The sequence below is a fragment of the Ignatzschineria ureiclastica genome (genome assembly GCF_003121845.1).
GTDB classification, from domain to species: domain Bacteria; phylum Pseudomonadota; class Gammaproteobacteria; order Cardiobacteriales; family Wohlfahrtiimonadaceae; genus Ignatzschineria; species Ignatzschineria ureiclastica.
Genome location: NZ_QEWQ01000004.1, coordinates 66,745 through 90,960 on the forward strand (window position 1 = coordinate 66,745; position 24,216 = coordinate 90,960).

General features: G+C 41.4%; 19 protein-coding genes. 12 read left to right on the forward strand and 7 right to left on the reverse strand.

Translation table 11 applies throughout. The features are described from left to right. The first annotated feature begins 19 nt into the window (after nucleotides 1-19). From yut to DC083_RS06025, 3 genes are all read left to right on the forward strand, one after another. Nucleotides 20-1,015, forward strand: coding sequence for an urea transporter (gene yut, locus DC083_RS06015; protein WP_109189336.1), 996 nt, complete (start codon nucleotides 20-22; stop codon nucleotides 1,013-1,015). Between the two features lie 406 nt (nucleotides 1,016-1,421). Beyond that, a complete protein-coding gene (locus tag DC083_RS06020) occupies nucleotides 1,422-2,597 on the forward strand; it encodes an ion channel (RefSeq protein ID WP_109189337.1) in 1,176 nt (391 codons plus the stop codon). Between the two features lie 53 nt (nucleotides 2,598-2,650). After that, nucleotides 2,651-3,904, forward strand: a complete 1,254-nt coding sequence (locus tag DC083_RS06025) for an ArsB/NhaD family transporter (RefSeq protein WP_034855829.1) — start codon at nucleotides 2,651-2,653, stop codon at nucleotides 3,902-3,904. Nucleotides 3,905-4,200: 296 nt separating this feature from the next. Here the strand turns inward: DC083_RS06025 and DC083_RS06030 are convergent, their stop codons facing one another. The 3 genes from DC083_RS06030 to DC083_RS06040 form a co-directional block, all read right to left on the reverse strand. After that, nucleotides 4,201-5,220 carry an ABC transporter substrate-binding protein gene (locus DC083_RS06030; protein ID WP_109189338.1) on the reverse strand — a complete coding sequence of 340 codons (1,020 nt, stop codon included), beginning with the start codon at nucleotides 5,218-5,220 and terminating at the stop codon, nucleotides 4,201-4,203. A gap of 126 nt (nucleotides 5,221-5,346) precedes the next feature. After that, the gene (locus DC083_RS06035) at nucleotides 5,347-6,096 is read right to left on the reverse strand and encodes an ABC transporter ATP-binding protein (protein ID WP_109189339.1); all 750 of its coding nucleotides are present in this window, start codon (nucleotides 6,094-6,096) and stop codon (nucleotides 5,347-5,349) included. Then, on the reverse strand, nucleotides 6,096-7,160 hold the full coding sequence (locus DC083_RS06040) for a FecCD family ABC transporter permease (protein WP_109189340.1): 1,065 nt from the start codon (nucleotides 7,158-7,160) through the stop codon (nucleotides 6,096-6,098). The genes DC083_RS06035 and DC083_RS06040 overlap by 1 nt, the downstream gene beginning before the upstream one ends. 390 nt (nucleotides 7,161-7,550) lie before the next feature. Between DC083_RS06040 and DC083_RS06045 the strand changes: the two genes are divergently transcribed. Next, nucleotides 7,551-8,741: a metallophosphoesterase gene (locus tag DC083_RS06045; protein WP_109189341.1), complete on the forward strand. Its 1,191-nt coding sequence runs from the start codon at nucleotides 7,551-7,553 to the stop codon at nucleotides 8,739-8,741. 155 nt (nucleotides 8,742-8,896) lie between these two features. On the opposite strand, the gene DC083_RS06050 is transcribed toward DC083_RS06045, so the two are convergent. Continuing rightward, the gene (locus tag DC083_RS06050) at nucleotides 8,897-9,685 is read right to left on the reverse strand and encodes a MerR family transcriptional regulator (RefSeq protein ID WP_109189342.1); all 789 of its coding nucleotides are present in this window, start codon (nucleotides 9,683-9,685) and stop codon (nucleotides 8,897-8,899) included. Between the two features lie 255 nt (nucleotides 9,686-9,940). On the opposite strand from DC083_RS06050, the gene DC083_RS06055 reads away from it, so the two are divergent. The 8 genes from DC083_RS06055 (at nucleotide 9,941) to DC083_RS06090 (ending at nucleotide 19,647) form a co-directional block, all read left to right on the forward strand. Next, nucleotides 9,941-10,984: a zinc-dependent alcohol dehydrogenase family protein gene (locus DC083_RS06055; protein ID WP_229822374.1), complete on the forward strand. Its 1,044-nt coding sequence runs from the start codon at nucleotides 9,941-9,943 to the stop codon at nucleotides 10,982-10,984. A 467-nt stretch (nucleotides 10,985-11,451) separates the two neighbouring features. Then, nucleotides 11,452-12,483: an anthranilate phosphoribosyltransferase gene (gene trpD, locus DC083_RS06060; protein WP_109189681.1), complete on the forward strand. Its 1,032-nt coding sequence runs from the start codon at nucleotides 11,452-11,454 to the stop codon at nucleotides 12,481-12,483. A gap of 112 nt (nucleotides 12,484-12,595) precedes the next feature. Then, the gene (gene trpCF, locus DC083_RS06065) at nucleotides 12,596-13,990 is read left to right on the forward strand and encodes a bifunctional indole-3-glycerol-phosphate synthase TrpC/phosphoribosylanthranilate isomerase TrpF (RefSeq protein WP_109189343.1); all 1,395 of its coding nucleotides are present in this window, start codon (nucleotides 12,596-12,598) and stop codon (nucleotides 13,988-13,990) included. A gap of 106 nt (nucleotides 13,991-14,096) precedes the next feature. Continuing rightward, the gene (trpB, locus tag DC083_RS06070) at nucleotides 14,097-15,281 is read left to right on the forward strand and encodes a tryptophan synthase subunit beta (protein WP_109189344.1); all 1,185 of its coding nucleotides are present in this window, start codon (nucleotides 14,097-14,099) and stop codon (nucleotides 15,279-15,281) included. 1 nt (nucleotide 15,282) lies between these two features. Then, nucleotides 15,283-16,110: a tryptophan synthase subunit alpha gene (trpA, locus tag DC083_RS06075; protein ID WP_109189345.1), complete on the forward strand. Its 828-nt coding sequence runs from the start codon at nucleotides 15,283-15,285 to the stop codon at nucleotides 16,108-16,110. A gap of 236 nt (nucleotides 16,111-16,346) precedes the next feature. Beyond that, nucleotides 16,347-16,583 (forward strand): hypothetical protein, encoded by a 237-nt coding sequence (locus tag DC083_RS06080; protein ID WP_109189346.1) that lies wholly within the window; start codon nucleotides 16,347-16,349, stop codon nucleotides 16,581-16,583. A gap of 204 nt (nucleotides 16,584-16,787) precedes the next feature. Continuing rightward, the gene (locus tag DC083_RS06085) at nucleotides 16,788-17,375 is read left to right on the forward strand and encodes an isochorismatase family protein (protein WP_109189347.1); all 588 of its coding nucleotides are present in this window, start codon (nucleotides 16,788-16,790) and stop codon (nucleotides 17,373-17,375) included. Nucleotides 17,376-17,814: 439 nt separating this feature from the next. Continuing rightward, entirely contained in the window at nucleotides 17,815-19,647 is a 1,833-nt protein-coding gene (locus DC083_RS06090; RefSeq protein ID WP_109189348.1) for an SLC13 family permease, read from the forward strand. 292 nt (nucleotides 19,648-19,939) lie between these two features. On the opposite strand, the gene DC083_RS06095 is transcribed toward DC083_RS06090, so the two are convergent. The 3 genes from DC083_RS06095 to DC083_RS06110 form a co-directional block, all read right to left on the reverse strand. Beyond that, nucleotides 19,940-21,367, reverse strand: coding sequence for an APC family permease (locus tag DC083_RS06095; RefSeq protein ID WP_109189349.1), 1,428 nt, complete (start codon nucleotides 21,365-21,367; stop codon nucleotides 19,940-19,942). 471 nt (nucleotides 21,368-21,838) lie between these two features. Further along, on the reverse strand, nucleotides 21,839-22,336 hold the full coding sequence (locus DC083_RS06105; protein ID WP_109189351.1) for an L-2-amino-thiazoline-4-carboxylic acid hydrolase: 498 nt from the start codon (nucleotides 22,334-22,336) through the stop codon (nucleotides 21,839-21,841). A gap of 386 nt (nucleotides 22,337-22,722) precedes the next feature. Beyond that, entirely contained in the window at nucleotides 22,723-24,108 is a 1,386-nt protein-coding gene (locus DC083_RS06110) for an NAD(P)-binding domain-containing protein (protein WP_109189352.1), read from the reverse strand. Between the last annotated feature and the right edge of the window lie 108 nt (nucleotides 24,109-24,216).

Sequence of the window (24,216 nt, forward strand, 5' to 3'; positions counted from 1 at the left end):
TCTTTGAGGAAAGAATCGTATGGCTAACTCATCTTTTGTCACAAATTCGGCGTGGAAACAGCTCGCCAATCAAAATCCCTTAGTAGAATTTGTCGATGTCGTGCTACGAGGTTACTCGCAGGTGATGTTCCAAAATAATGCACTGACCGGGTTACTCTTTTTTATTGCAATCGGCTTAGGTTCCTATTTTGAAGGAATGCCGCAAGTAGCGATTGGCTGTCTCTTAGGCACCATTGTCGCCACTATTACGGCTTATGTCAGTAAATTAGATAAAGAATCTTGGCGCGTTGGGCTCTTTGGTTACAATGGCTGCCTTTTAGGCGTTGCACTGCCGGCATTTTTAGATAATACGATCTATGTTTGGATGTCGATTATTCTAGGTAGTATTGTCTCTGTGATCTCGACGATTGCCTTAATGGATTTTCTGAAAAAGTGGAAAGTTGCAGCATTAACGGCTCCTTTTGTGCTCGTTTCTTGGACTATTTTATTAGCAAGTTATAACTTTTTAGGCATTGAGGGCGTATCGCTACCGGCTCCTGAATTTCCGCATCATTATGAAATTCTTAAACATATTCCGCATAGCGATATTATTGCGGATGTTTTTCGGGGAATCTCTGAGGTCTTTCTCTTTAGTAGCGTCACTGTAGGATTAATCTTCACATTAGGATTAGCTGTGAGCTCTATTTGGGCGGCGATCTTTGCAGTTGTTGGCTCACTTTTAGCCTATTCAGTGGCGATTTTTCTAAAAGCGGATGCGGTGAGTGTACAAACCGGACTCTACTCATTTAGTGCGGTATTAACGGCGATTGCATTAGGATCAACCTTTAATAAGCCTAATAGCTTTCGAGTGGCTGTCTATGCCATTGTCGGGGTTATTTTTACCGTCTTTGTGCAAGGAGCACTCGATATTGCCCTTGATCCGTTAGGAATCCCCACTTTAACGATGCCTTTTGTCCTTGCTTCTTGGCTCTTCTTAGTGCCGAATAATGACATTATGCCGAAACACCGGCAGTAAATTGCGGTTATGCGTGGGTTAAATCTTGCTGAATAGGTATTGTTGGATGCTTATTTAACCTACATTTAACTCACATTGAACCCTGTTAAATGGATATTGATCAGTTCTCTAGACGGGCAGATGAGCAATCATCTGCCTACAGATCAGTTAGCTAGATTAATGGCGGGTAATGATAGGTATAGTCAGATCGGTTCAAAATAAGCGCATTTAAATGCCGGCGCATCGGTTGTAATAAGTCAGGAAGCTGTTCTATCCGGCATCTTGCAAGTGTTGTTTAAAACCATTTTTTTAAACCAAATTTACTATAAATGATAGATAAATCATACGTAACTCACTAATAAATTACAGATAAATTAAATAGATAACTTAATGGATTAGATTTTTGATGCAAGTGAATGGATTGATAATGAAAAGAGATGCGATTTATAAATATATTCGCAGTGTGGAGTTAGCAAGAGCGTTATTAGCGGTATTGATTCTGATGGATGGCTTATGGATGGTGGTGCCGCTGCTCTTTAAGCAGAATGTCAGGGCACTAGAACATCATCTCGATTTTGCGAAGTGGATACAATCATTCGATGCTTTGCGATTATTAGATATTCCCCAATTTGCCATTGGCATACTCTTTATCATCCTAGCATTTCCGGTCTATCGGGGGCTTCGAATTGGTTGGCTCTTTAGTAGTTTTATGCTCTTTATTGTAGTTTTGATGAATCTACTGCTTGCTCGAGAGAATGTGATGATTGGGACTTTTTCCCTGATTTTACTCATCTATGCGCTAGTGAATTGGAAGCTCTTTCATCGGCATAGTATCTCAGGGGCAGGATTTGTGGCCATTGTCAGCTTAGCGGCCCTCTTGGGATTTTCTGTCTTTGGAACGCTCTATTTAGGCACGCACTTTCAGCCTCACGTGACTGATATCTCTTCAGCCTTTTATTTCGCATTAGTCTGTATGACAACGGTGGGATTTGGCGATATTGTGCCGATTAGTGTGGAAGCGAGACTCTTTACGGTCTCAATCGTTATTTTAGGAATCACGATGTTTACAACATCGATCGTGTATGTATTAGGTGTATTTGCAAAAGATACCCGCGCAATCGTGGGAAAAAGGTTATTTAGAATGAAAGATCATTACGTTATCGTGGGTGCAAGCCCGCTCTCTCTGCATACTTATTACGGTCTTAGAAAACGGGATCTAAATGTGATGGTGCTCTGCCGAGAAGCTGAAAAGGATCGTTATCCTGCCGGCATTAATATCGTGACCGCAGAGCAGGTGAATAAAGAGAGCTTAAATAAAGTCAATCTCAGTAGTGCTAAAGCGGTTTTTGTGCTCGGCAATTCGGATGCTGAAAATATCTTAACGGTGTTAGCGGCGAAAGAGTTAGTGGGTGCAAATATCAAAAGTATTCTGCTCGTGAATGATGACCAAAATTATGACAATATGAAATTGTTACATCCCGATCTTCTCATTTCACTGAGTACCTTAGGCAGTGAAGTTCTACTTAAGATGCTCTTTGGAGAGAGCATTGATAATCAGATTATGGAAAATCTTCTCTTCTCAAATAATATTTTAGAATCTTAGTTCATTCATCAACCATTTATCCACATCGCTTAACGATTGAGAAACCTCTATATATGAAAGATTTTACCATTATCATCTTTGTCTTAGTCTATATTGCAATGGCTTTTGGCCGTATTCCTTGGATTAAAATCGACCGCACCGGTGCCGCTGTTGCCGGGGCATTAGCGATGATTGGTATTGGGGCATTAACACCACAAGTGGCTTGGGATTCTATCGATTATAGTGCGGTGGGATTACTCTTTGGCTTAATGGTGGTCTCTGCTTCTTTTACCGTTGCCGGCTTTTATCATAAAGTGGCGCATAAAATTGCAACATTGCCTTTATCGCCCAATAAGCTCTTGGCGATCTTTATCGTGGTCGGCGCAGGGCTTGCTTCGATCTTAACCAATGATGTGGTGGTTGTGGCAATGACACCGCTTTTAGTGTCGATTACCTTAGCGCGCGGTTTAAATCCGATCCCTTTCCTCTTAGGTTTCTGTTTTGCTGCGAATAATGGTGCCGCAGGTTCATTAATTGGGAGCCCCAAAAATATGATCACAGCGCAGACCCTCGATCTCTCTTTCTCGGGGATTTTGCAAGTTACCGGTATTCCTGTATTGCTCTCATTAGGGGTTACTTGGGCGGTTGTGGCATTTCTCTATCGAAATCGTTGGTACTTGATGACGAGTAAAAAAGGGGAAGCGCCGGAACAGACAGCCGGTTTTGTGGCTTTTGATCGTTGGGAGACGATTAAGGCCGGCATTGTGATTGTAATTGTTGTAGCGTGTTTTCTCTTAACCCACATTCCGAGAGAAGTAGTGGCGCTTGCGGCGGCGAGTTTTCTCTTACTCAATCGGCAGATCGCTTCGAGCGATATGTTAAAGCAGGTGGATGGTAACTTACTGTTACTGATTATGGGGCTCTTTATTGTCAATGCTGCACTCTCTCATACCGGTGCACCGCAAGATATCTTAGATTATCTCTTAAAAGCCGGCATTAATCTCAATCAACCGATCGTACTCTTCTTAGTGACGGCAGTGATGAGTATCTTTGTCGGGACAACGCCGGCCATTATGCTTTTGATTCAATATGTTCATCCTGAGGGAAATGCCAATGCCCTGGGGGCTGCGCTCATTTTAGGCGCATGTTTTACAAGTAATATCTTCATCTTTGGCAGTATCGCCGGCATTACGGCCGTGGAGCAATCGGCAACTCATAATGTGAAGATCTCTTTCTTCGATTTCACGAAACCGGGCGGTATTATTTCCATTATCTGTATGGCAATGGCAGTAATTGCCTTGTGGGTGAATGATCTGATTGTAGGATAATGTGTTGATTTTCTGTACCCCTATCCAATATAGTCAATTGGGTTTAAGAAAAATGGTTTTTAAGCAGCTATTTCGGGATTTTTAAAAAACATAAAACCGTACTCAACAAGAGTTGCAAGATGCCGGATAGAACAGCTTCCTTGATTTTTACAGCTGATGTGCCGGCATTTGAATAAGCTTATTTTGAACCGATATTATTATAAAAAAGAGCGATATTAAATCGCTCTTCTATTTTGTGGATGGTTAATGAATTCAATTAATAACTCATAATCCATTAATGCACAAAGGCAAACTCATTACTGATGGCTCTCTGCTTCCGGTTTATGAATCTTCTTCGCAAGCTCAGGGAGAATATCGATCGAGCGTGGACCTGGTACTAATTCTGATAAATTCACTTTGATATAGTTTTTATTTTTCACTGCGGAAACGCCTTGAAGTTCTGGCATCGATTCTAGAATCGCAATCTTCTGCTCATAATCATCATCATTACGAAACCCTTTATAGATCGGGATAATAATCACTTCAGGATTAGCCATTACAATATCTTCCCAATTGCCCACAGCCCAAGTTTTATTCGCCCCTTTGCCGGCAAGGATATTATCCACCGAGATCAATTTGAGCATCTCTGTCGTATAGCCGTCAAAAAAGGTATAAGGTTTACCGTCCTGCGCATCAAAGATAAAAGCAGTTTTAACGGGATAAGCTTCGATCTTGGTCATTACTTCATTGAGTTTCTCTTTCTCTTGGGCAACATAGGCTTCTGCTTCGGCTTCAATACCAAAAATTTCCCCAAATTTGAGCATATCATTGAAGTAAGTATTGACATCGGCCTTAGAGGAGGTCATTGATTCAGGTACATAAATAGAGATGCCCTCAGGGACAATCTTATTGGCTTCAAGCGCTAATTTGGAGAATGAATTGCCCCAGCCGGTCGTAAAATCAGGATTCGAGGCCATAAAGACTTCATAAGAGGGCCAACGTTCCGCAAGCACCGGCACCTTGTCGTAATCTTCAGCCACCGGCGGATAGATCGGCTCTTCTAAGAAAGCCGTACCCACCATACGATCGGCAAGGCCTAAGGCAAGGAGCATCTCTGTGGTGATCTGATTAAGGGAGACAATTCGATGTGGATATTCTGTTAATTTAAATTGGTAGAGTTGTCCGTCTAAGTCAGCAGTAAACTCAATAGGTTGACTAGGGGTACGCTGATTCAACGTTGCTTGGCTTTCTGCCGTTGTACCTGTACTTTCTACCGATTGCGCCAAAAGCAGTGCCGGGAAGAGTAGAGTCGATAGTGTTAGTGCAATTTTATTCATACGATACCTCTTGATCAGTGTTGTAAGAATGGTGAGAAAAGAATTAAAAGAAAGAATTAAAAGAATAATTATTTAAAAATAGATGTTTAAATAACAAATCCTTAAAAATAAATGGTTAAATAATATTTAGAGGAAGATCGCAATGTGCTCTTTCATTGGCACTACATTGAAATGAACGCCAAAAACAGCATAGAGATGTTCCTTGGTGAGTACAGTTTCGGGAGCTCCTTGTTGATAGATTTCGCCCTCTTTCATCAAAATAAGATAATCGCAATATTTGGAAGCTAAATTGATATCGTGGATGGTCACAACGGCTGTTGCTGGCGATTCTGCGAGCGCTTTCATCGCTTCCACTTGATAGCGAACATCGAGATGATTGGTCGGTTCATCGAGAATTAAAAGATCCGTCTCTTGCGTAAAGCATTTTGCTAACATTACCCGCTGTTTTTCACCACCGGAGAGTGTTTCATAGGTCTTATGACGCATATTCTCTAAACCAAAGCGTGCCATATAATGCTCGGCAATGGCAAAATCTGAAGCCTGATAATTCGTATAATAGCGCTTATAAGGCATCCGTCCCATTACGACAATTTCTTCGACCGTTAATTTACCTTCTACTTGATCATTAAATTGGGTCAACACAGAGAGCTCACGGGCTAATGCTTTAATTGAGAAATGTGCGATATCCTCTCGATTGAGAAAAACCTGTGCTTTGGTTTTGATATCTCGGTAGATATGGCGCAGTAAAGTGGTCTTACCGGAACCATTGGGGCCGATAATACCAATGAGTTTGGGGGATTCGAGCGTAATATTGATCTCTTTTAAGATCCCGTTGTAACTCAGATTGCGAATATGAATAGGATAAACTTGTGCCATTAACGTCTCCGGCTACCTTGAATGATGATATAGACAAAGAGCGGTGAGCCGATGAGGGAGGTGAGAATCCCGATAGGAATCTCTTCCGGCTTAAACCAACTGCGAGAGATAGTATCGATAATAATGAGGAATGTAGCACCAATCAGGGCCGAATAGAGCGAGAGTTTAAAGTGCTTAACCGAGATAATTTGCCGGACAATATGGGGGATAATCAGGCCGATAAAAGCGATCACACCCACATTTGCCACAATAATAGAGACCACAAGCGAAGAGAGCAGAATAATGGCTAATTTAATCATCCCAACATTCACGCCCAATTGCTGTGAAGCCTCAGCGCCCAAGAGGAGCGTATCGAGAATATTGCTACAGAGTAGGCAGAAAATGAGAATGGCAATCAGCGCCAGAAAGGGAAGCGGAAGAAAGGACCACTTCACGCCGGAGAAGCTACCGAGCATCCAGAACATCGCACTTTTGACCTGACTCTCATTTTTCGAGAGGTAGATAATTGCCGTCGTCATCGCCGAGAAGAGACTGGAGATTCCGATACCAATCAGCACGAGATTACTCATATTACGCCGATTGAGGTTAAAAACCACGACTACACTTGTAGCAACTAACCCACCGACAAAAGCGCCGAAGTAGATATTATAAGGGGAGATAAAGGCGAAAAGGCCAAGCACAATCGCCGAGACAGCGCCGGCACTTGCGCCGGATGAAACGCCGAGAATATAGGGATCGGCTAATTCATTGCGGGTGATGGTTTGCATCAAAATCCCCACGAGCGAGAGCGATGCACCGGTAATCGCCACTAATAATACTCGGGGCAGGCGAATATGGTAGATGATCGTTTCGTAGGGCTTGAGATTGTCAGTGTCGAGCGTGCCGGTGATGATTTTTAAAACGGTACTGATACGTTCTTCAAAACTGATATGAACACTGCCATAAAAGAGGGAGAAAAAGATGACAATCAGCAATATGGCCACAAAAAAGAGAAATTGATAGAGATTGAAATGTTGGAGATATCTCATCTTTTGGCAAAGTGATGTTGGAACAGATTGCTTCATTGAATAGTGATCTCTTTAAGTGGTAATCCCTTTATGATCGTGGAATTAGTTGAACAATTATGAACGATGCAAAAATTGATAGCGCCTCTATTTGATATTCTCTATATGATAAAGATATGGGAGAAATGCGACTAAGTAGATACCTTTTATCGTGCCTTAGATTATCTTTTACATCTTATCTTCTACGTCGATAAAATCGGTTGTGACAAAGTTAGCAGATATTACTTCTCTATTTTAAATATTTGTAATAGATGTGTAAATAAATATATAAATAGTTCCCTATGATAGAGGGTTTCCCGATTGCTGTCCAATGGATTTGGCGACTAAAAAGAGTAGAAAGCCGAGTAATGAGTGTGATAACCTTTTGATTCAATTTAAAAGGAGGGCTAGATGTTTATCGTCATTATGGGACTCTATTTCCTGATTCAGAGTTATGTGTTGTGGCGCTATTATCAATTGGTGCCGGCAAAATGGGGCTTGCGTTGGATTGCATTGATTATTGCGCTGATTTTAACGGTCAGCTTACCGCTGTCACTCTATTTTGCTCGGACGATGCCTCTGCCATTGATGGCCTTTTTCTATACCATTGGCTCAGCTTGGCTTATTGGTTTGATCTACTTCTTCCTACCTGTTTTCTTGATGGATCTGTTTCGCCTGATCAATTGGCCTTTTCAATGGATCTCATCGGCGAAATTGAACCGTTTTCGCACGAAAAATGGTCTGTTACTCTCTATTTTACTGATCGGTTATGCCGGCTTTTTTGGTTGGGCAAATTATACGTATCAGCAAAAAGTGCGGGAACATTATGTGGTCACGCTGTCGCCATTAACGGTCACGCAGATGGCAACACATACAGCCACGCAAGCAGAGCATCATCAATCAGGAGAAGCCCCATTACAATGCCAAAATGGCGCTGAACCGCTTCGGATGGTGATGATAAGTGATTTGCATTTAGGGCATATTATTGGGCGAGATCAATTAGAGCGATGGATTGATCTTATCAATCGTGAGAACCCTGATTATATCTTCATTAGCGGGGATCTAATTGATAACGATGTTCGTCCGCTCTATCATCAAGGCATTGAGCAAGCTTTAGGCCGATTAGCACCGACAAAAGGGATCTATGCTGTATTAGGCAATCACGAGTATCTTGCCGGCGTGCAGGAGAGTATCGACTTTTTTGCACAGACCGATATTCAATTATTACGTGATGAAGTGGTGCTATTGCCGGAAGGATTCTATCTCGTAGGGCGAGATGACAAAATGAATAAGCTACGGCAATCTTTTGAAGCACTTACCGCAGAGCTTGACCCTCAATATCCACTCTTTGTATTAGATCATCAACCAACACTAAACCAACGTGCAGAGGGTGACCTATTGCAATTTTCAGGGCATACCCACGATGGGCAAGTATGGCCTTATAATTATGTCGCCAAATGGATTAACGGTGTTGCGCCGGGATTATTACAATTACAAGAGGGTTCTCACAATTATCTTATCAGTTCCGGCATTGGCCTTTGGGGCGGGCAGTTTAGAATTGGCACGCACTCGGATTATATGGTGTTAGATGTGTGTCAGTAGTAAGTTTGTTGAGTCGATGGAATGAATAGATTGATGGATATGAATCGGTGTTCATAGATATTGATATCTATAATATATAATATCTATTCAATCAGGAGGCATCAATCTATCCGCCCATATTTATATCCATAAATGTCAGAGACGATAAACCACGTTTAAAGCGGATAGCATTGCATCTCTAGCAAGGTTTTAGAGGTGGTAATAAAAGAGGAGCAGAGCTCTTTTTCAAGCAGATAATATTGTGGTGGGGCATTGAGGAATAATTGTTGCATTGCACTATTTTTAGAATCTTGCTCTAAGGTATAAGTGACGCAATTGACCTGCAAACTTGGTAATAGAAGTGTAGGAAGATCTATCTCAATGGATTGATGAGGAATACAGTAAACGGCGCGCATTTGTTGCTGTGCTTGATAATGAGTGATGATGCCATAATCAAAAATTTCCCCTTGAATATAGGGGGCTAATTGATGCTTTAACTCTGTCATTGCTTCGCTAAAGCTTCGAGTACCATATTCACCAAAATAGGGCATTAGGTAGAGCTGTCTTTCTGGAAGCTCTCTCTGAAAAGGTTTATGAAGCGGATAATGTTTGAGTGTATCAAGATCATTAAAAGCTTTTTCAACATAATGGCAATTACGTTCGGCCTTATATCGCTGTTCAAGCGCTCTCTCTTGGCAATAGGTGAGAAAATTTTCGAGATCTATCTGATCCCCCTCGATATATTTTTTGTAAGTTTTGAGGGGAACATTTAACGAGAGGCAAAATTTAATAAGATCGACCGCATAAAACTGCTCATAAGTATAGTAACGATAGTGGTTATCTGGATTAGTATAAGCAGGTGTTAATACGCCGATTTCATCATAATAGCGAAGATTTTTGATACTAATATCCTTGATTTTCGCGAGTTCGCCAATGGTGTAATATTGCGTTTGTTTTGATCTCATCCATTTCCTCCTAATTTCGCCACTAGTTATCAGTCATTCGGCATTAGCTTCTAGCCATTGATCATCATCCCCTGGTCTATGATTTCATTGCAAATGAGATCAAAAAAGCCAAGGGGAAACTTGACTCTACTACGATGGGATAGTTTATCTTGAAGCTCTATTGTTAACAATGTTAAACAAAAAATAACAATAACGTGATTGCTGTTATTTGATCGAAGTAATGAGATGAAGCTCGATAATATTTAGGAGATGAAAATGGATCAAAATAGAACTAATATGCAGTGTTGGGTATTACATCAAGGGGCAACAGGGCTGACAGATTTAACGTTAGAAATTGTCTCGATTCCTGAGCCTAAAAAAGGAGAGGTTCGGGTAAAAATGGAGGCTTATTCCATTAATTATCGTGATATTGTCATTATGCAGGGGGCAAAAGGATTAGCCTTAACACGGGATATCATCCCTCTTTCCGATGGCGCGGGCGTGATTGATGCTGTAGGAGAGGGTGTTGAAGTCTGGCAAGTGGGAGATCGTGTGGTTACTCAGCTCTATCCCAATTGGAAAGAGGGAACTATCACTAGCACTATTGGGCAGGGATTAGGCTCAAATGATTTAGATGGGACATTAGCGGAGTATGTGATCCTATCTGTCAATAATATTATAAGAGCACCTCAAACTTTAAGTGTAGAAGAAGCTTCGACACTCGCTTGCGCAGGTATTACGGCGTGGTCAGGGATTTATGGAAATCGGCCTTATCATATGCCTTTAAAATCACACGAAAAGGTATTAGTTTTGGGCACAGGTGGCGTGGCAATGTGGGCGATTGCTATTGCTCTAAGTGCTGGTGCTGAAGTCTATTGTACGACAAGTCAACCCGATAAAATCGCGATATTAGAGCAGATGGGGGTAAAAGCTGTTTTTAATTATCGGGAAGATCCACGATGGGGAGATGCTGTATATCAGCAAACAGGTGGTGTAGATTTAGTGGTGAATACCGCTGGAACAGCCTCAATGGCTCAATCAATTAATGCATTAGCGCTAGGCGGTAGAATGTCGATGATTGGTGCAATGGAGAATAGTCAAGAGATTGAAAATATGCTCTTAATGATTCAGAAAAACATTACTATTTTTGGTGTCTTAACCGGCAGTGAAATGGCTTATCAGGATTATATCCAGTTCATTGATGAGCATAATGTTAAACCGATGATTGAGAAAATATATGATTTTACCGAAGCTAAAGAGGCTTATCGTCATATTATGGCAGGTCGAGTTTTTGGAAAAATTGTCATTAAAAGATCATAAGTTAAAGGCTTTTTGCGAAGAGGAACAATGGAAAAAATGCATTTTTTGTGAAATGATTGTTGACAAAGAATTAAAAGCTCACTATAACTATTAACACGCAATGAGAACTTTTGAGAATGAATTCACTGATCAATCAAATGATCAAATCAATCTCAGCAGTTTTTCAAAAAGAACAGAATTCAAAGGAATTAAGAAATGCAAACGATCAACTTTTATAGCTATTGGTGGCAAGCTCGCAACAGCGGGAGAGGTCACTGTGCATAGCTAAAAGTTTTATCTAGGCAGATCGATGAAGAACCCGCAAACAACAATGCGGGTTTTTTTATGTCTCTAGAATCGCTAAAACAATCCGCAGATAGATGATGAAATGATGATAAGACACTATTAAAGATTGGAGTAGCAAGATGAAAGAGATGCAAGAAATGAGCAATAATCCGACGATGAATAGAGCAGAGTTATCTGTAGAGATAATGGCGATTTTCCAAAAGCTCTATAGTGGGGAATCGATGACCCTAGCGGAGAGTTATCAACTTTTTACCGCTATCGCTGAGGGGAAAATCAGCGAATCTCGATTAAGTGCGGCGCTGATCTCAATGAAATTACGGGGCGAAACGCCTGCAGAGCTTGCCGGTGCGGCGAGTGCTTTTACCACATTAGCGAAACCATTCCCGGCGATTGAACAACCCTTTGCCGATATCGTGGGTACCGGTGGTGATGGACTTAATACTGTTAATATCTCAACGGCTAGCGCTTTAGTGGCTTCTTGCTGTGGTGCAACTGTGATTAAACACGGTAATCGCAGTGTTTCAAGTTTAACGGGCTCATCTGATCTATTACAAGCGCTTGGGATTGATCTCTTCAAAACGCCGGAAGCTGCGAAAGAATCGGTAATGGACAATGAGATTACCTTTCTCTTTGCACCGCATTATCATACAGGCTTTAAATATGCGGCCAAGACACGAGCAGAACTCAAAACACGCACTATTTTTAATATCTTAGGGCCATTAACCAATCCGGCGCGCCCTAAGCGAGCGATGATCGGTGTGTATGATCCGCAATTAACAGAACTGATCGCACAGACCGGCGCACTTCTCGGCTATGAACATCTCTTAGTGATTCACGGCGGTGGAATGGATGAAGTAGCGCTTCATAGCGCCACGAAAGTGACAGAATTAAAAGCAGGGAATATTACCACGTATGAGGTGAATCCCGCTGATTTTGGTCTACATTATCATCCCCTTGAAGCGTTACGTGGTGGGGATGCGCTTGAGAATCGCCGAACATTATTACAACTCTTATCAGGCAACGCACCACTTGCACATCAAGAAGCGGTGGCGATCAATGTGGCGCTCTTCTTGACGCTATTCGGCAAAGAGAATCTACAAGAGAATGCCGAGCAAGCGCTAGAGGCCATTCGTTCAGGGCGCGCCTTAGAGAAATTAGCTATTTTAACCGAAAAAGATTCTGCATCCTTTGCCGAAGAGCTTATTCGAGCCTAAGGAAAAGAGAAGAACCGAAAGATCCATAACGATAACCGTAATAATCACCGTAACAATAACCACAACCCTTATTCAAAACATTGCACAATAGGATAGAGAAGGAACCGTAGAGATGAGTATGACTGTATTAGAATCGATTGTGGCCCAACGCCGGATAGATATTGCCCAATTACGGAGCGAACGCTCTTTGCAATTAGTGCAGGATAATATTATGGGTGAAACTGTTAGTGAACCACGATTCTATCAAGCCATTGAAACCCAGAAAAAGGCACATAAACCGGCCTATATCTTAGAATGCAAACGCGCATCCCCCTCAAAAGGATTGATTCGTAGCGATTTTAACTTATCTACCATTATTAGTGCCTATGAACCTTATGCCACTGCGATTTCAGTTTTAACGGAAAATCGTCACTTCGGCGGAAGTTATGAGGATCTGAAGCAAGCTCGGCAACTGACAACCCGTCCGTTACTCTGTAAAGATTTTATAGTGGATGTCTATCAGCTCTATTTAGCTAAAGAGGCCGGCGCTGATGCGGTGCTCTTAATGCTTTCGGTATTACGAGATGATGAGTATCGCTATTTTGCAGAGACTGCTCATACGCTTGGTTTAGGGATCTTAACGGAAGTGAACAATGAAGCAGAAGTGGCAAGGGCGCTCAAATTACAAGCGCGTATTATCGGTATTAATAATCGTAATTTGCACGATCTTTCCATTGATTTGAGTAAAACTGAACGACTTCGCGCTTTAATGCCACAAGATCAATGCGTTATCAGTGAATCTGGGATTCATCAATATGCAGATATTCAGCGTCTACGCCGAACGGCCGATGGCTTTTTGATTGGCAGTCATCTAATGGCTAGCGATCATCTGCCCCAAGCCTTACAACAGCTATTGCAAGGGGGCTATAAAGTTTGTGGCTTAACCTCGGCAGAAGATGCCAAATTAGCCTATGAAGCCGGTGCAACGTACGGTGGGTTGATCTTTATTCTCTCAAGTCCTCGGGGTGTCACTTATCATCAAGCCAAAGTGATTCGAGAATCTGCGCCCCTAAAATGGGTGGGCGTTTTTCAAAATGATGATATCGATACCATTGCTTTTATTGCACAAGAGGTGGGATTATCGGCGGTACAACTGCACGGCGAAGAACCACAAAGTTATATTTCAAAGCTTCGTCAATTATTACCGCATCATATCCAGATTATTAAAGCCTTGCCGGTGCGGGAAAATACGCTACCGCTAATGGATTACCAAGATGTTGATTACTATCTATTAGACGGCGTTAAAGGGGGAAGTGGCGAGCCCTTTAATTGGCAATTGTTAGCTAATCGCGATCTTTCTAATTGCTTTATTGCCGGTGGTATTTCCTGCGATAACATCTCGGAGGTCTTGCAATATCCCGCCTTTGGATTAGATATCAACTCAAAAGTAGAAAAATCCCCCGGCAAAAAAGATCCAGTCAAGTTACAAGCAATTTTTCAGACATTAAGAGCAATGGCAAACGTTTAAACAGTAGATTGAAATGCTTAAAAGACAATCAAACAACAACTAAAAAATTACTAGACGATATTACGAAACGATATTCCTAAAAACGATTATTAAAGAGAGTATAACAATGAGACAACTCGATCCTTACTTTGGTGAATTTGGTGGGCAATATGTCCCGGAATTATTAATTCCCGCTCTTGATCAATTAGAAAATGCCTTTATTGAAGCCCAGCAAGATCCGGAATTTCAGGCAGAATTGATGGATCTGCTGAAAAACTACGCCGGTCGTCCAACGGCTTTGACCCTTTGCCGTAATTTAACGGCAGGGACAGCGAGTAAATTATATCTCAAACGAGAAGATCTACTGCACGGTGGCGCGCATAAGACGAACCAAGTATTAGGGCAAGCGCTATTAGCGAAACGAATGGGGAAAACCGAGATTATTGCCGAAACAGGTGCCGGTCAACACGGCGTTGCCACAGCCCTTGCTTGTGCGCTTTTAAATATGAAATGCCGAATCTATATGGGCGCAAAAGATATTGAGCGACAAAAACCGAATGTTTTTCGGATGGAGCTAATGGGTGCAACAGTGATTCCGGTTACCAGTGGTTCAGGTACGCTAAAAGATGCTTGTAATGAGGCGTTGAGAGATTGGTCTGCAAGTTATAAAACAACCCATTATCTCTTAGGAACTGCTGCGGGTCCGCATCCATTTCCAACGATTGTACGGGAATTTCAGAAGATGATCGGTGAAGAGACAAAAGTGGAGATTCTCAAGCGCGAAGGGCGCTTACCTGATGCGGTGATTGCCTGTATTGGCGGTGGGTCAAATGCCATTGGGATGTTTACGGATTTTATCCCGGAGAGCGATGTTCGTTTAATCGGCGTTGAACCGGCAGGTAAAGGGATTCATACCGGCGAACACGGTGCTTCCCTCAAATATGGTACGCCGGGAATCTATTTTGGAATGAAATCCCACTTGATGCAGACAGAGGAAGGGCAGATCAAAGAGTCTTACTCAATTTCAGCAGGACTTGATTTCCCGTCCGTAGGGCCACAACACGTTCATTTAAATGAGATCGGCAGAGCAGAATATGTATCGGTCACAGATGAAGAGGCGCTCGATGCATTCCAACAACTCGCTAGACACGAAGGAATTTTACCGGCGTTAGAATCATCTCACGCTTTAGCTTATGCGCTGAAGATGATTCACGCAGAGCCTGACAAGGCGCAATTATTAGTGGTCAATCTCTCAGGTCGAGGAGATAAGGATATCTTTACGGTACATAAAATTTTAGAGGAGCGCGCATAATATGAATCGCTATCAACAATGCTTTCAGCAGTTAGCCGAAAAACAGGAACAAGCTTTTATTCCCTTTGTCGTATTGGGCGATCCTACCTTTGAGGATTCTTTAGCGATCATAGATCAATTAGTGGCTTCCGGCGCAGATGCGTTAGAGTTAAGTATCCCATTCTCTGATCCGCTTGCTGATGGGCCGGAGATTCAAACCGCTGTGCTCAGGGCGATGGATAATGGAATGAGTGTGGCACGAAGTTTTGAGTTACTCAAGATTATTCGCGAACGTCATCCGCATATTCCTATCGGGCTTTTGATGTATGCCAATTTGATAAATGCCAAAGGGTTATCGGCTTTTTATCAAGCGTGTAAAGAAGCGGGCGTAGATTCTGTATTAGTCGCCGATGTCCCGCTACGGGAGGCTAAGCCTTTTGTAACAGAGGCTCGAAAATACAATATCGCGCCGATCTTTATCTGTCCGCCTGATGCCACTGAGGAAACGATCGAAGGCATTGCAGCGCAAGGGGAAGGTTACACCTATCTTGTCTCTCGTGCCGGCGTGACAGGCGTTGATCAAACGTTACTCAGTGATGCCACAGATAATATTGCAAGACTAAAAAAAGCCGGCGCACCCCCGATTATTCAAGGATTTGGTATTGCTACAAAAGCACAAGCAGAGCATTATCTTGCGCTCGGCATTGAGGGCGTGATTAGTGGTTCAGCGATCGTGAAATTGATTCGAACTCACTATCAAGAAGGGGCGCATTGTTCCGATCTAGCAACATTATTGCCGGCATTGGCAGAATTTGTCACCAGCTTAAAATCAGCCACGAAACCTGCTTAAGAATGCGATTTGTTCGATTATAGAGATGATAAGAGTGATCACAAAAGGATCTAAAAAAGGAGAGGTTTACAAACTGAAAGAATCAGAAATTGAGTAATGGAGTAAGAGATATTCCCTTTAAGAAGGAATTTATCGTATAATCTACGATTCTTAAATAGCGTGCTCATTTTTAGATCCTGTTCAAACTAGCATTGCTAGATTCATTTTGAGACTTCAGCAAAACAAAGGTATTTTCAATGCATAAATTAGTCTATCTACTCTTTATCGTATTAGTTGCGGGCTTAATCTATATGATCACAATGCCCTTTATTATGCTCTATGAAGATCAACAAGCGATTGTGGAAGAAGAGGTCACTTACTTCATTCCTGAAGGTGGCTTACAATCCCACTACCACAAAGAAGTAGAGATGGCAAAAGGCAAAAGAGCCCGTGAGCGAGAAGCGAAAGCCTCGGAAGTTAACGGCCAAGAGTAATTAAACTGATCTCAGGCTGATCGCTATTACTGCCAAGCTAGAACAAAAAGCATTGAGTAAGAAGTACCATTCGAGAGAGTGGTACTTTTTTGTTGTTAAAATCAAAAATTCGACCAATATTTTCCAATTGTATGCAGGGATTCGTTAGAATGGGAATTTAACCTTACTATGTTGCAATTCATTTAATGAATAGAGGAGTGAGCTATGCACGAACATCACGAACACGATCACGAACATCACAGCCACGAAGATCATCCAAGAGTATTAGTTTTAGTGGATGTACAAGAGAAGCTTTTGAGAGTGATGAATAAGCAAGAACAACTACTACGGAATTTAACGATTCTAGTGGAAGGAGCCATTGCACTTGATATGCCGATTATTTGGCTCGAGCAATATCCTCGTGGACTTGGGCGAACAGTGCCGGAGCTTAAAGCGCTATTAGAAGAGAAAGGTATTGAACCCATTGATAAAATGAGTTTTAGTGGTTGTAAAACAGAAGCGATGCAACAAGCATTAGCGCCGTATACTGCCGAGCATTGCCATTTTATTGTGGCAGGCATTGAAGCGCATATCTGTGTCTATCAGACGGTTCGGGATCTTTTAGCGGAGGATCTCGCTGTTGAAGTGGTCGCAGATGCGGTAGGTTCACGCGTGGAAGAGAGTGTAGAAATTGCGCTCAATAAGATGATGCAATTAGGCGCTGATTTAACGAGCGTTGAGATGTGTCTATTTGAGCTTTTGGGGAGTGCTGAACATCCACAGTTTAAGACAATTAGTAAATTGATTAAGTAGTCAATTCATCAACGAATCGATTCATCAATGAATCAAGCAGTGATCAATAATGGCTTGAAATAACGTGCGTATTGATCATAATTTACAAAATTTATTGTAAAAATAGATCCCGATGAGAGCAATAAGTGTAGCTTGTAGACTTATTGTATTATCGGGATTTTTTCTTATATCGTTGTATAGATAAGAGATAATTTAAGTTATTGCTCGGCATTCATCCGTGAGGATTGAGCATTGAGTTTTTGAAAAATATTCAGATGAAATATCCTGATGAAATTTCTAATCGACCCTTTAAAATAAACTTAATAAAAATCCGAGATAAGGTAGAATCACAAATGATTTAAACAATAATATAGGCAATATTATTGATGATTTTTCTAATAAAATTCTCGGACAAAACCGAACTACTTATTACCACTCTTCTCAGTCGAGGGCTATTGAGATGAATTATGAATTGATGATTGTATTAGCATTGCTATTTATGGCAGTTGTGGCATTTATGCTCAATAAGCCACGAATGGATGTGGTCGCAGTATGTGCGTTATTAGCCTTGCCATTGACCGGCAGTGTGACATTAGATCAGGCACTGGCCGGCTTTAGTGATAGCAGTGTGATTGTGGTGGCCGTCTTTTTCGTGATTGGTGATGGTTTGGTGCGAACCGGTATTGCATTTCGGGTCGGCGATTGGTTAATGAAACAATCTAAAAATAGTGAGACAAGGCTCATTTTACTCTTAATGCTCTCTGTTGCATTCTTAGGTTCGGTGATGAGTTCAACAGGTATTGTGGCGATTTTCATTCCGATTCTGTTAAGTGTTGCTACGAAGATGAAAGCAGATACCCGGCGTTTGATGATGCCTTTGAGCTTTGCCGGTCTTATTAGTGGGATGTTAACGCTCGTGGCGACACCGCCGAATCTTGTAGTTTCAGGGCAGTTACAATTAGCAGGGCACGCACCTTTTCAATTCTTCTCATTTACACCGATCGGACTGATTGTATTAGTAGTGGGCATTATCTATATGCTCTTTGCTCGACGTTTTTTAGGGAAAAAGAGCAGTGATACAGCAACAACAGGGCATACTCGCATTAACTTCGATGATTTAGCGACAGAATATGGGCTCAAAGGGCGCAATTATCGGGCGCAAGTGGGGAAAGGTTCGCCCATGATTGGTAAACGTCTGTCAGAGATGCATCTGCGGGAAGAGCACGGTGCGAATATTATTGCCGTAGAACGTCGCTTAAATCGTCTTCGCAATGTGGTGCTCGATGCAGTACCTGACCGGGTTATTCAAGAGAATGATGTGCTCTTATTTGATTTCTTCTATCCTGAGCAGGTGAATCTTTTCTTGCAGAAATTTAATTTGGTTTCTCTACCATTGATGAGTAGCTACTTTAATGAGCATTCCCGAGAGATCGGTATGGTTGAGGTGACTATTCATCCGGATTCTAAATTGATTGATAAAACCGTTTTAGAGAGTGCTTTCCGTTCCCAATATGGTCTTAATGTGATGGGAATTAAGCGACAAGGGGAAGTGTTAGAGAATGAGCTTGTCAATGAGAAGCTCAAACGGGGAGATACCATTTTAGTTGTCGGGATGTGGCGCGCGATTCGGCAATTACAGACGATGAAAAATGACTTCGTTGTATTAACTATTCCGGCAGAGATTGATGAAGTTGCGCCGGCAATGGAGAAAGCACCGTATGCGATTATTGCGCTCTTGATTACGGTAGCATTAATGATTTCAGGGATTTTCCCGACGGTATTAGTAGCGATCTTTGGTGCGCTTTTAATGGGTGCTTTTGGTTGTATTACGATGGATAGTGCTTATAAGTCAATTCATTGGCAGAGCGTCATTCTGATTGTCGGGATGTTCCCCTTTGCCGTTGCGCTACAAAATACCGGTGGTGTTGACTTAGCTGTTCAATTCTTACTCGATATGAGTGGGGATGCAAGTCCGCGCGTCCTATTAGCGATGCTCTTTGGTATTACGGCGGTTATTGGGCTTTTTGTCTCAAATACGGCAACGGCGGTTCTTTTAGCACCGATTGCGATTCAAACCGCTTCGGCATTAGGCGTTTCCCCGTATCCCTTTGCAATGGCGGTTGCGATCGCAGCTTCAGCGGCCTTTATGACTCCTGTCTCTTCCCCTGTGAATACCTTAGTCGTAGCGCCAGGGCGTTATAGCTTTGGAGACTTTATCAAAATCGGTGTGCCATTTGTCTTCATTGTTATGGCAATTGCGGTCTTCTTTATTCCTATTTTATTCCCGCTATAGTTGATTGTTACAATGTTGAGAGATGAGTCAATCACTCACTTGCGGGCGCAGGATTGATCTGGAATGGCAAGGTTCGATCCCGCCGGGTATCAGTGTTGATTGAGAATGATTCAGTGTAAGAAGGTAAGCGCATCGCCGGGGCGAATGATCTCGCTCTTGTCACAATCGCGCGTCGGCAGTTGGGTGCTTCGTGTTAAGAGAGCAATCAGTTTTTTGATTAGGAATGAAAAAAGGCCTCTATTAAGAGGCCTTTTGATGTTACTGCATCTGTTATTTAAACAGAATCAATTGATTATGCATCAGGTTCACGTGAACGGCTTAAGAACTCTTTTGGATATTGGGTAAAGCCACGTGTTACAAATGCAAGGTAGATAATACCGATGGTTGCCCATACTAAACCAATCACAAGTGCTTGATATTCAAGACTGTACCAGAGGTAACTGATGAACGCCATTCCTAAGAATGGAAGAACAAGGTATTGAATATTATTGTTGACGCTATAACGTTGCTTATCACGAATATAGTATTGAACAACCACACAGAGATTCACGAAGAAGAAGGCGGTTAATGCGCCGAAGTTTACTAAGTGAAGGGCAAAGTTAAGGTCAAAGAACCCTGCAGTTAAACAGATCACACCAACGATAATAATGTTGATAGAAGGTGTTTTGTATTTAGGATTGATGTAACCAAAGATTTTAGTGGGTAATACACCATCACGACCCATTACATACATCATTCGAGAAACCCCTGTATGGGCTGCAATCCCTGACGCACACACTGCTAATACTGCTAACCAAAGACCTACAGATTGCAAGAATGTTTTGGCAACAAAGCGTGTAATAGATTGCTCACCGACATAGAGCAGGATTTCCGGCTGACTCTCATCAGGTACTTGGAATACGTAGCCTTTGAAGTAGAGCTGCATAAAGTAGGTCATCCCGATAAAGATCAAACCACCGATAAAGGTTGTTAAGAAGATTGCCCGTGGAACTGTTCTCGCTGCATTCTTGGTCTCTTCTGATAATGAACTTAAACCATCAAAACCTAAGAATGAGAAGCAGAGAATCGCCGAACCAGCAGCAACCGCGCCAATTTGCATATCAGGTGTAAAGAAGGGTTCAACACTTGCAATAGTTCCGGCACCGACACCATCAAACATCAAGCCTTTAATTACTAATGCTAAGAAGATTCCCATAAGAAGCAACTGACAGAAGACGATGAGAGTATTCACATTTGCAACGAGCTCAACACCACGATAGTTAATATAGGTCATGACGATTGCTAAAGGTACAACATAGAACCAGATACTAATATCACTGCTAATCAGGGTTTTGAGATAGATAGTTGCTAATAAGATATTGATCATCGGATTAAATAGATAATCAAGCATCGTACACCAACCGATCACAAATCCAAGGTTTGGATTCAATGAACGCTGAGCGTAGGTATAAGCAGAACCTGCTGAAGGATAGTAACGTACCATTTTACCGTAGCTGAGTGCAGTGAACATCATCGCAATCAAGGTAATAATATAAGCCGTTGGTACATGGCCACCTGTATCATCACTGACGATACCAAAGGTATCGAAGACAGTCATTGGCTGCATATAAGCAAGACCGATCATAATCAGTTGCCATAGCACAAGTGTCTTTTGTAATCTTGCAGGTGAAGAAGGTGTGAAAGATGCGTTAGGAGATAACGCTTTTTTTTGATGAAACATAAGTTTATTTCCCCCAGCCTCAAATGGCATGTTAAGAGAGATAAATTAGCCGCGTTAATTCAGATGAATTATTGCCCCCTTGTGTTAATACAGGTACTTAAATTCAAAGCCCCATAAAAAAACCTCATTTCTTTTCTGAGGTTCGGGGAATTTTACACTTTTTTTTGAAGATGACCACCTTTTTCTGTTTTTTTGTATATTTTTTAGGCAAAATTTAGTGTTAACTAATTGAAAAAATTGTGAAAGAAACGCTAAAGATGATTTTGTTGAGGTGAATTTAATGGGGCATTTTTGTACTATTTTTAAGCCTTTGTTCCCAATTTTAAAGAGAATATAGATCATAAAATAATCAATAAAATTTGTATTTAAACACTATTTACCCATACCTTTGTTTAGTTCACTTTAGATAGCACTTTTGTGAGAATTTATTTCAGGTTAAGTAATGGTAATTAGTTCATATATTAAGGGGATTTATGACTTTACCTGATAATGAAAATCACAATAGTGGTCGCCTTGCATTAATGTATGCGGTCTTTCAAGTGTAATATCCGGGGCATATCCCTCAATAAAAGAGAGATCGCGATTACAAGAGAGTAGATAGCCAATCTCTTCTAATCCCATTTCACGATACATTTCAGCATAACGACAGCGCGTAACACGATAGGTCAAGTGCGCTTCACTTTGGCTTACCGGTTTGATGGTTAGTGCATCCTCTTTAGTCCAAAGCGGCTGAATCGCCACTAATGTTGTTATAGAGGTTGGTAGCGGTTCGCCGGTGGAGGAGAGCGTATTATTAGCCATTGTTTTGCCTTGATTGATAGCATCTTGCTTGATCGCTTCGGCAATGATCGACTGGGCTTTTTCTTGGCCGAGTTCTCGTTTCATGATTTCATAAATGGGCTTAATGATCGCCGCTTCAATGCGACGTTTCTCTAGAATTCCCATATTGTCGTTATTCTGCTTGCTCATTATTGATATCCTATCTTTATGATATAACAATACTTTTGAATAGTATTGAGTTAAATATTGTTGAAAGGTATGTTTAGTATGTATTTAAATACTTCGTGATAGCAAGCTTTATTTGCTCTATTTATAGTAATATCGGTTCAAAATAAGCTCATTAAATGCCGGCGCATCGGTTGTAAGAGATAAGGAAGCTGTTCTCTTCGGCATCTTGCAAGTGTTGGTGAGTCAGGTTTGATGTTCTTTTAAGTCCCACAATAGCTGATTTAAAAATCATTTTTCTTACACCCAATTTACTATAGTAAAAAGAGCGTAGTGGGCAGCTACGCTCTTTGAATAGGTTGTAATTTATGAATGAACCAAGTTGTTTATTGATGATCTCATCTACTTTTTTAAGATGATTCCAATGCATCTTCTTCTGCTGGAATAAATTCTTGTTTCATAAATGATTTATAGGAGTCATCCATAATCTCAATCCAAGGCTTTGGTAGGCAAGCCGCTAATGTACCGGTAATTGTGGAACTGTAGCTCTTGTTACGAAAGCCCATAATGTCTTCTTTCTTATCTTGCTGCCAAGATTTAAGAATTAATCCTTGTTCAAAGACGTGGAAGTCAGGATAATCAGTCGCTTCTAAAAGATCTTGGATATAGGATGCTTGGAAATCAATATTATCTTCTGATGTCTGACACTGCTGAAGTTTTTTAATCCATGCCTGACTATCTTTAATCATTGTTTCTCGGTTTGGAAGTTGAATACGTCCCATGATGACATCTCGTGCGTACCATGCTTGGGTATCAAACATATTAAAGGTATAGTATTGATCTTGCATACCGAGATAAATCATTTTGGGGTGATCAATTAGGAAGATACCTTTATAGAGGTCGGCAGGATAAATACTATTGTGGGCTTTGAGGCGAATATCTTCGCTTAAGAAATTGAAGTTAAAGCGATAGCCTGTGCAGAAGATAATAGCATCAAAATCTTTGTGGCTACCATCTTTGAAGTAGGCGGTACGACCTTTCGCTTTGAGTAATAAGGGACGCTCTTCAAAATGAGGTGGCCAATCATGACCAATCGGATTAGTACGATAGCTAAAGGTGATGGATTTTGCACCATATTTGTAACATTGAGTGCCAATATCTTCAGCAGAATAGCTACTACCGACGATGAGAATATCTTGATCTTTAAATTCTCGGGCATCTCTAAATTCATGAGAGTGAATCACGCGGCCTGAAAAATCTTCTAGCCCCTCCACTTGTGGTAGATAAGGGGTTGAGAAATGACCCGTAGCACAGACAACATAATCAAATTCATTAGTGATGAGTCGATCTTGTGTATGATCCATGACTGTGACGCGGAATTTTTCATTAGCCGGAAGATATTCAACCCAACGCACTGCATGATTAAAGCGAATATAGTCACGAATATTATCGCGCTCGACTCGACTTACAATGTAATCTTTGAGTACCGCTCGGGGTACGTAAGAGGGAATCGGCTCTTTGAAGTGCTCATCAAAGGTATAATCACCGAATTCTAAGGCTTCTTTTGGTGCATTAATCCAGAGGAAACGATACATGCAGCCATGGATCGGTTCACCATTATGATCCACGCTAGTTTCCCAGTTATATCGCCATACACCACCCCAATCATCTTGCTTTTCGTAACAGACAATTTCGGGGATTTCCTGGCCTTGATTTTTAAGCGCTTGAAAAGCTCGAAGTTGTGCTAGTCCACTTGGACCTGCACCTAGAATTGCAATCTTTTTCTTTTGATTCATAGGGTTCCTTTTGTTTGTGAAGACCTTTATAACCCTAACTAAAATATTTTTTAAATACAATATTGATTTTTATTTCAAATATGTTATGAAAAACAATAAAAAAATGTA